Annotated in this window: 7 protein-coding genes and 1 riboswitch; of the genes, 5 read left to right on the forward strand and 2 right to left on the reverse strand. The window is 49.1% G+C overall.

Annotation, left to right across the window (positions count from 1 at the left end; all coding sequences use genetic code 11):
* The first annotated feature begins 96 nt into the window (after positions 1–96).
* Positions 97–1,017 carry a DNA-binding transcriptional regulator OxyR gene (oxyR, locus tag SPM24T3_RS15590; protein WP_009637747.1) on the forward strand — a complete coding sequence of 307 codons (921 nt, stop codon included), beginning with the start codon at positions 97–99 and terminating at the stop codon, positions 1,015–1,017.
* On the opposite strand, the gene sthA is transcribed toward oxyR, so the two are convergent.
* Positions 1,000–2,400 carry a Si-specific NAD(P)(+) transhydrogenase gene (gene sthA / locus SPM24T3_RS15595; RefSeq protein ID WP_009637748.1) on the reverse strand — a complete coding sequence of 467 codons (1,401 nt, stop codon included), beginning with the start codon at positions 2,398–2,400 and terminating at the stop codon, positions 1,000–1,002. The genes oxyR and sthA overlap by 18 nt on opposite strands.
* Positions 2,401–2,608: 208 nt before the next feature.
* On the opposite strand from sthA, the gene fabR reads away from it, so the two are divergent.
* Together fabR and SPM24T3_RS15605 are read left to right on the forward strand one after the other, a co-directional pair.
* Positions 2,609–3,265 (forward strand): HTH-type transcriptional repressor FabR, encoded by a 657-nt coding sequence (gene fabR / locus SPM24T3_RS15600; protein WP_037378808.1) that lies wholly within the window; start codon positions 2,609–2,611, stop codon positions 3,263–3,265.
* 81 nt (positions 3,266–3,346) lie between these two features.
* A complete protein-coding gene (locus tag SPM24T3_RS15605; RefSeq protein ID WP_009637750.1) occupies positions 3,347–3,709 on the forward strand; it encodes a YijD family membrane protein in 363 nt (120 codons plus the stop codon).
* Between the two features lie 50 nt (positions 3,710–3,759).
* On the opposite strand, the gene trmA is transcribed toward SPM24T3_RS15605, so the two are convergent.
* Positions 3,760–4,866 carry a tRNA (uridine(54)-C5)-methyltransferase TrmA gene (trmA, locus tag SPM24T3_RS15610; protein WP_009637751.1) on the reverse strand — a complete coding sequence of 369 codons (1,107 nt, stop codon included), beginning with the start codon at positions 4,864–4,866 and terminating at the stop codon, positions 3,760–3,762.
* Positions 4,867–5,018: 152 nt separating this feature from the next.
* A riboswitch (cobalamin riboswitch) is annotated at positions 5,019–5,248 on the forward strand.
* A gap of 67 nt (positions 5,249–5,315) precedes the next feature.
* On the opposite strand from trmA, the gene btuB reads away from it, so the two are divergent.
* Together btuB and murI are read left to right on the forward strand one after the other, a co-directional pair.
* Positions 5,316–7,172, forward strand: coding sequence for a TonB-dependent vitamin B12 receptor BtuB (gene btuB / locus SPM24T3_RS15615; RefSeq protein WP_009637752.1), 1,857 nt, complete (start codon positions 5,316–5,318; stop codon positions 7,170–7,172).
* Positions 7,117–7,998 (forward strand): glutamate racemase, encoded by an 882-nt coding sequence (gene murI / locus SPM24T3_RS15620; protein WP_009637753.1) that lies wholly within the window; start codon positions 7,117–7,119, stop codon positions 7,996–7,998. The genes btuB and murI overlap by 56 nt, the downstream gene beginning before the upstream one ends.
* The last annotated feature ends 95 nt before the right edge of the window (positions 7,999–8,093 follow it).

Consider the following 8,093-nt stretch of genomic DNA (forward strand, 5'->3'; position numbering starts at 1 on the left):
CATTATTAACGAATACTCTTGATAGATATAATCGTTGATTGCTATCTTATCTATCGCTACTGACTATCGCCTTTGCGAGTCGTTAAGGGAGAATTTATGAACATCCGTGATTTAGAGTATCTGGTTGCGCTGGCCGAGTTCCGGCATTTTCGCCGCGCTGCCGATTCTTGCCACGTCAGCCAGCCAACGCTGAGCGGTCAAATCCGCAAACTCGAAGATGAGTTGGGCGTTATGCTGCTGGAGAGAACCAGCCGCAAAGTACTGTTCACACAAGCGGGTTTATTGCTGGTAGATCAGGCACGTACAGTATTGCGCGAAGTAAAGGTTTTAAAAGAGATGGCCAGCCAGCAGGGTGAGGCGATGTCCGGCCCGTTGCATATTGGGCTGATCCCAACCGTGGGACCTTATTTGCTGCCGCAGATTATTCCGTCGCTGCATAAAACTTTTCCGAAGCTGGAAATGTATCTGCATGAAGCACAGACCCAGCAACTTCTGGCGCAGCTCGACAGCGGCAAACTCGACTGTGCGATTCTGGCGCTGGTAAAAGAAAGCGAAGCCTTTATTGAGGTGCCGTTGTTTGATGAGCCAATGAAGCTGGCAATCTATGACGATCACGCCTGGGCATCGCGCGACAGAGTAGCAATGGCGGATCTTTCGGGTGAGAAATTGTTGATGCTGGAAGACGGTCACTGCCTGCGCGATCAGGCGTTAGGTTTTTGCTTCCAGGCAGGGGCAGACGAAGACACTCATTTCCGTGCCACCAGTCTTGAAACCTTGCGGAATATGGTCGCAGCCGGAAGCGGGATTACTCTGCTGCCATCACTTGCCGTGCCACACGAGCGTAGCCGCGACGGTGTGACTTATTTGAAATGTGACAAGCCGGAACCGAAGCGCACCATTGCTCTGGTGTATCGCCCCGGTTCCCCGCTGCGCGGTCGCTATGAACAGTTGGCCGAAGCCATTAAACAGCACATGCAACCTTACATGGACGCGTTAGCGTTAAAAAAGGCGATTTAAGCCGTTTAGTGCCGCAACGCGATAGGCCTCAGCCATTGTTGGATAGTTAAAGGTAGTGTTAACGAAATACTCAATCGTATTTCCTGCCCCTTCCTGTTCCATAATGGCTTGTCCGATATGAATAATCTCAGCTGCGCGTTCACCAAAGCAGTGAATACCGAGTATTTGCTTGGTATCTCTGTGGAACAGCAGCTTGAGACTCCCGACGTTCATACCAACGATTTGAGCACGCGCGAGATGTTTGAACTGCGCGCGGCCCACTTCATATGGCACTTTCATCGCGGTTAATTCCTGCTCGGTTTTACCCACGGAACTGATTTCCGGAATGGTATAAATACCGCTAGGAATATTTTCAATCAGATGCACTCTGGTCTCGCCCTGGACGATCGCCTGGGCAGCAATGCGGCCCTGATCATAGGCAGCAGACGCCAGACTCGGATAACCGACAACGTCGCCGACCGCATAAATATGCGGCTGAGCAGTCTGGTACATGCTGTTAACTTTCAGCAATCCGCGACTGTCTGCTTCAAGACCGGTATTTTCAAGTTTCAGCGAATCCGTATTACCGGTACGACCGTTGGCGTACAGCAGAGCATCGGCTTTAATTTTCTTGCCAGATTTCAGGTGCATAATGACGCCGTCATCAACGCCTTCAATCCTCTCAAACTCTTCATTGTGGCGAATAACAACGCCGTTATTCCAGAAGTGGTAAGAGAGTGCGTCTGACATTTCCTGATCAAGGAACGCCAGCAATCGGTCGCGGGTGTTGATCAGATCGACTTTTACATTCAGTCCGCGGAAAATCGAAGCATACTCACAGCCAATTACGCCGGCCCCGTAAATAATAACGTGGCGAGGTTCGTGTTCCAGACCAAGGATTAAATCGCTGTCGTAAATGCGTGGGTGAGTAAAATCAACGTCTGCAGGACGGTAAGGCCGTGAACCACAGGCAATAATGATATGTTCTGCCGTCACAAAGTCCTGAGAACCATCGGCATAGGTTACCGAAATAGTGTTAGCATCTACAAAGCTGGCATCACCGGCAAACAGTTTGCATTGATTACGCTCGTAGAAGCTTTCGCGCATGCGGGTCTGCTGATTAATCACCGTATCGGCATGGCGTAAAATTTGCGGGAATGTCGAGCTCATTGCACGAGAACCGTCGCTATATAGCGGATTTTGGTTAAACTCGATAATTCTGCTGACTGCGTGTCTTAACGCTTTTGATGGAATGGTTCCCCAGTGAGTACAGCCGCCACCAACGTTGTTATAACGTTCGATGACTGCAACTCTGGAGCCTTGTTTAACCAGACCCATGGCAGCACCTTCACCGCCAGGGCCGGAGCCAATTATGATGGCATCAAAATGATAGTTCTGTGACATGGATAAGGGACCTATTTTTCTACAAAATCATAACGAGAATGTAACATCATAGACCTAATTTCCCAACGACCGGTTATCTATTCGTGGGAATGCGGCAACATTCAGAAGAACTTTATGCTCCACTTAGTATAACGGTCGTTGTAGAAAAATTTGGTATAGTGAAATGAATTCAGGCGAATGAGTAAGTAGACACTATCGGATGAAGGTCATGGGCGTAAGAGCACAACAGAAAGAGCGTACTCGCCGCTCGCTTATTGAGGCGGCCTTTAGCCAACTAAGCGCAGAGCGCAGTTTCGCCAGTTTGAGCCTGCGTGAGGTTTCTCGCGAAGCGGGCATCGCCCCCACGTCTTTTTACCGGCACTTTCGCGATGTGGACGAGCTGGGCCTGACCATGGTTGATGAAAGCGGTTTAATGCTGCGCCAATTAATGCGCCAGGCACGCCAGCGTATTGCCAAAGGCGGCAGTGTTATTCGCACCTCGGTTTCAACCTTTATGGAGTTCATCGGCAACAATCCCAATGCTTTCCGCCTGTTACTTCGTGAACGTTCGGGAACATCTGCGGCATTCCGTGCCGCGGTAGCGCGCGAAATTCAGCATTTTATCGCAGAACTTGCCGACTATTTGCAGCTTGAAAACCATATGCCGCGTAGTTTTACTGAAGCGCAGGCAGAAGCCATGGTTATTATCGTCTTTAATGCCGGTGCAGAGGCGCTGGATGTCGATATCGCCCAGCGTCGCCAGCTCGAAGAAAGGCTTGTACTTCAGTTACGTATGATTTCCAAAGGTGCTTACTACTGGTATCGCCGCCAGCAGGAAAGAACCGCTGACACATCAGTTAACGATGAGGTCATTCAAAGCGATTGAATTTGTGGCAAGGTATCAGTTCAATGAATGCAGCTTTGTGGGCTGTGACTTAACGTCAAAAAGGATAAAGAGGATTAGAAGATGACAGAACAACCACGCCAGGAGAACGGCACCCTGGTATTGGCTCTGATTGCCGGATTATCGATTAACGGCACCTTTGACGCCTTATTCAGTTCAGTTGTACCTTTTTCGATTTTCCCAATTATTGCGCTGGTGCTGGCGGTTTATTGCTTACACGTGCGCTATCAGCAAAGCGAAATGCCTTTTGGCGTGCCCAAACTGGCCGCTGCCTGTTTCGTGTTGGGATTATTGTTGTACAGCACTATTATCCGCGCTGAACATCCACAGTTGGGGTCTAATTTCGTCCCGTCAGTGATTTGTGTGGTGCTGGTATTCTGGATTGCCTATCGGATCAAGAAACGCAAGCAACAACATAACGCTTGAATTTACAAATAGTTAGAAAGGGCAGCCGTCGGGCTGCCTTTTTACTTTAGTTAGTCGCCAATGCGTTCAAGCAAAACGCCGCATTCCATATGATGGGTATACGGGAACTGATCGAACAGCGCGAGACGAGTGACGCGGTGGGTCTGCTGCAAGGTTTCAAGATTGGCGCACAGCGTTTCCGGGTTACAGGAGATATAAAGGATGCGTGAATACCCCTGAACCATTTTTACGGTTTCGTCATCCAGGCCACTGCGTGGCGGATCGACAAAAATGGTTTCACATTGATAACCCTTCAAATCGACCCCTTCCAGACGACGGAATTCTCTGACGCCATTCATCGCCTGGGTAAAGTCTTCAGCTGCCATACGAATAATCTGCACGTTATCGACATTATTAGCCGCGATATTAAACTGTGCCGCTGCAACAGAAGGTTTGGCTATTTCAGTTGCCAGTACGCGATTAAAATTACGGGCCAGCGCCATCGAGAAATTACCGTTGCCACAGTAAAGCTCGAGCAAATCGCCTTTTGAACCTTCAGTCACCCCCAACGCCCACTCCAGCATATGAATATTCATTGCGGCGTTCGGCTGGGTAAAACTATTCTCAACCTGACGATAAATCATGTCACGTCCAGCAACCGGCAGGACTTCATCGACATAATCCTGATCGAGCATGATTTTGGTTTTTGCCGCGCGACCAATCAGCTGAATATCAAAACCGTCTTGACGTAGCTGGTCGCGTAGCGCGGTTGCAGCCTGCTGCCAGACATCGTCAAGCTTGCGATGATAGAGCAGGGAGGCTATAAGTTTGCCGCTGCGGGTGGACAGATAGTCAATCTGGAAAAGCTTGTGGCGCAGGGCCGGCTCGGCTTTGACCGCAGCAAGCAAAACTGGCATCAGGCGGTTAATCAACTCGCTGGCAGCAGGGAACTGGTCAACGCGGATGCGGGCCTTGGTCTGCTGATCAAACATAATGTGATACAGGTCGCCTTCATCGTGCCAGACGCGGAATTCGGCGCGCATACGGTAATGGCTGACCGGTGAACGGAAAACTTCAGCCGCCGGCGCATTAAATGGCGTCATCAGCGCCGTGAGACGGGCGGTCTTTTCCGCCAGTTGGTCGTCATATTGTTCAATGGGCAGGTTTTCTGGCGTCATCTGGTTTCTCGTTTTACGGCTAATCAAAGGGCGAACATTGCGGATTATGATGCGTTTTGCCCGCTGATTGTAGGGAATGCGAAGATGATGTCCAGTTTTGTCGTATTTAGTTGGGTTCAGCTCGATGGAAGTCTAGATTTCAAAATAGGTTGATCGTAGGATTCATCCTAGGCCTCCACTATTGAGTTAAAAGGGAATCCGGTGTGAATCCGGAGCTGTCGCGCAGCGGTATGGGGAAAGCAAGGCGAGTGCATTAATATTATTCTGCAAAACAAAAATGCAAACACTGTCCTTAATAAGGATGGGAAGTTATCGCCGGGTGTTAATTCTGTTAAATAACAAATCCCAAGCCCGAAGACCTGCCTGAATTACGTCGCAATATTCATTGTCATCGCGAAAGTGCCAATGATTTATGCGGCATCCTTTATTTATTTCGGATGCGCGTTTACATGACAATTAAAAAGCATGCGCTGCTGGCGGTTCTTTCCGCCACAGCTTTTTCGGGCTGGGCGCAAGATAGTAATCCTCAAACAGATAATGATGATGTAGTAGTTACGGCTAACCGTTTTCCACAGCCGGTCTCAACCGTTTTAGCTCCGACTACGGTGGTGACGCGAGATGAAATAGACAGATGGCAGTCCAAGTCGCTGGTTGACGTAATGCGTCGTTTACCGGGTGTAGATATTGCGCAGAACGGTGGGTTAGGACAAACCAGCTCTATGTTTATTCGTGGCACCAACTCCAACCACGTATTAATTCTTATCGATGGTATCCGTTTAAATCAGGCCGGGATTTCTGGTTCTTCAGATTTAAGCCAAATCCCTATTTCTTTGGTGCAAAGAATTGAATATATCCGTGGTCCGTCCTCTGCGGTTTATGGTTCTGACGCCATCGGCGGCGTAGTCAACATTATTACCACTCGCGATAAACTGGGCACTACGGTAACAGCGGGCCTGGGTTCAAACGGCTACCAGTCTTATGATGCCTCAACTCAACAGAAGCTGGGTAAAGATACCGTCGGGACTTTCGCCGGTAACTATACCTACACCCACGGTTATGACGTAGTGGCCGATGGTAATACTGGTGGCGATCCGCAGCACGACCGCGACGGGTTTATGAGTAAAACGTTGTATGGCTCAATACTTCATAACTTCAGTGAAAACGTCAGCGGCTTTATTCGCGGTTATGGTTTCGATAATAGAACCGCCTATGACGGCTATTACACACCGGGAAGCGCTTTGCTGGATACTCAGCAGTTATATAGCCAGACTTGGGATACTGGCCTTCGTTATAACAAAGGCATTTATGCTACTCAGTTAATTGGTAGCTATACCCACAGCAAGACCTACAATTATGATCCGCGTTACGGTCAATACGATTCATCTGCGACGCTTGATGACGTGCAGCAATATAACGTTCAGTGGGGGAATACCCTGCAGGCGTGGCACGGTACAGTAAGTGGAGGTCTTGACTGGCAGAAGCAAACCACGACACCAGGTACTAACTATCTGAGTGAAGGTTATGAGCAGCGTGACACGGGGGTCTATGCAACGACTCAACAACTTTTCGGTCCGGTAACTATTGAAGGTGCCGTTCGCAGCGATAATAACTCGCAGTTTGGTCAGCACACCACCTGGCAGAGCAGCGCGGCCTGGGAGTTTATCGACGGTTATCGCTTTATTGCTTCCTATGGCACAGCATTTAAAGCGCCGAATCTGGGACAGGTCTACAGTGCGTTTTACGGTAATACAAATCTTAAACCTGAAGAAAGTAAACAGTGGGAAGGTGGCGTTGAGGGTCTGACTGGTCCGGTAACCTGGCGTGTCAGCGGTTATAAAAACGAAATCACCAACCTGATTGACAGCGATCCAGTGACCTATCGTTATTATAATATCGGCGATGCCGTTATTAAAGGGGTTGAAGCCACGGCCTCCTTTGATACTGGACCGTTTAGTCACCAGATTTCTTATGACTTTGTTGACGCGCGTAATGGCCAGACTAATGAAGTACTATTACGCCGTGCCAAGCAGCAGGTTAAATACGAACTCGATTGGCAGGTTGAGCAAATTGACTGGGCTGTGACCTATCATTACCTCGGCCAGCGCTATGATACCGACTACAATACTTATCAGACTGTGAAGCTTGGCGGTGTGAGCCTTTGGGATCTCGCAGCCTCTTATCCTGTTACTGACCATCTGACTGTTCGTGCTAGAATTGCCAACCTCTTTGATAAAGATTACGAGACGGTTTATGGCTACGCAACACCAGGACGTGAGTATTTCCTCTCTGGAAGCTATACCTTCTGATAATGCCATAGTACCGGCTCGCCCGACGGCGCTGGTGTTTGACTCTGGCGTCGGCGGGTTATCGGTTTATCATGAAGTCCGGCTGCTATTGCCGGACCTGCACTATATATATGCTTTCGACAACGTGGCGTTTCCCTATGGGGAGAAGTCGGAAGAGTTTATCGTCGAGCGCGTGCTTGAAATTGTCAGCGCTGTGGCGAAGCGTCATCCCCTTTCTATTATTATCATCGCCTGTAATACCGCGAGCACGGTTTCACTTCCTGCATTAAGAGCGAAATTCAGTTGCCCGGTAGTCGGCGTCGTCCCTGCTATAAAGCCAGCTGCCAAACTGACCCGTAACGGAATTGTTGGACTATTGGCAACGCGCGCGACGGTGCAGCGTCCCTATACGCACGATCTGATTGCCCGTTTTGCTACAGACTGCAAAATCCTGATGCTAGGATCGGCTGAGCTGGTGGAGTTGGCCGAAGCCAAGTTGCATGGCGAAGAGGTTTCTCTTCCTCTATTAAGGAAAATCCTGCAACCCTGGCTTAAATTACGTGAGCCACCCGACACAGTTGTACTTGGATGTACTCATTTTCCGTTGCTCAGTGACGAGCTGTCGCAGGTTTTACCTGATGGAACTCGCATGATTGATTCCGGATCGGCCATTGCACGTCGCGCACACTGGTTAATTGAGACTGCTTTTACTTCTATTCCCGAAAAAAAACAGGGAACGGAAATTGAAAGCATCGCTTATTGCATGAAGCTCGATGAACAAGCTGCAGAATTGCTGCCTGTTTTGCAGGCATATGGCTTTAAAAGCATCCACGAATTGGTGCTTTAAACAACTTTTGATTAAACATTCAGCGGTCGGAAAAGTTTTTTAAAAATAGGGGTTGCGGCCTTCTGAGAACTCCCTATAATGCGCCTCCACTGACC

This window comes from Serratia sp. M24T3 (assembly GCF_000257645.1).
Lineage (GTDB): Bacteria > Pseudomonadota > Gammaproteobacteria > Enterobacterales > Enterobacteriaceae > Rouxiella.

Bases quoted from the DNA above. Each gene is read 5' to 3' on its own strand.
- oxyR (WP_009637747.1), top strand. From the start codon at position 97: ATGAACATCCGTGATTTAGAGTATCTGGTTGCGCTGGCCGAGTTCCGG.
- sthA (WP_009637748.1), bottom strand. From the start codon at position 2,400: ATGTCACAGAACTATCATTTTGATGCCATCATAATTGGCTCCGGCCCT.
- fabR (WP_037378808.1), top strand. From the start codon at position 2,609: ATGGGCGTAAGAGCACAACAGAAAGAGCGTACTCGCCGCTCGCTTATT.
- SPM24T3_RS15605 (WP_009637750.1), top strand. From the start codon at position 3,347: ATGACAGAACAACCACGCCAGGAGAACGGCACCCTGGTATTGGCTCTG.
- trmA (WP_009637751.1), bottom strand. From the start codon at position 4,866: ATGACGCCAGAAAACCTGCCCATTGAACAATATGACGACCAACTGGCG.
- btuB (WP_009637752.1), top strand. From the start codon at position 5,316: ATGACAATTAAAAAGCATGCGCTGCTGGCGGTTCTTTCCGCCACAGCT.
- murI (WP_009637753.1), top strand. From the start codon at position 7,117: ATGGCTACGCAACACCAGGACGTGAGTATTTCCTCTCTGGAAGCTATA.